This window comes from Streptobacillus felis (assembly GCF_001559775.1).
Lineage (GTDB): Bacteria > Fusobacteriota > Fusobacteriia > Fusobacteriales > Leptotrichiaceae > Streptobacillus > Streptobacillus felis.
This window is the reverse complement of the sequence record NZ_LOHX01000080.1, coordinates 1-269: the sequence shown is the minus strand read 5'-3', so window position 1 is coordinate 269 and position 269 is coordinate 1. Positions and strand designations below refer to the sequence as shown.

Annotated in this window: 1 protein-coding gene; it reads left to right on the top strand. The window is 20.8% G+C overall.

The window, feature by feature from the left end; all coding sequences use genetic code 11:
- Positions 1 to 127: 127 nt before the first annotated feature.
- A partial coding sequence (locus AYC60_RS09545) for an AAA family ATPase (protein ID WP_156447625.1) occupies positions 128 to 269 on the top strand: 142 nt, incomplete at its 3' end.

The following is a 269-nucleotide window of genomic DNA, read 5'->3' as shown; positions in this document are numbered from 1 at the left end:
TATTAAAGAAAATAGTAAGGATATTTAATAAAGATATGATGTTTAAAAAATAAAAATAAACTGTTAAAAGAAAAAATGAATTTCGTTCTGTTGCTTTACAGTACATTATAAAGGAGTGAATAATTATATGAAAATAGCATCAATTAAAATTAATAATTTAAGAGGAGATAGTAATGAAGTAAATTTTGAATTTGATAATTTAACAGCAATAATAGGGAGAAATGATGTGGGTAAAACTACTGTTTTAGAATCTTTAGATATTTTCTTTA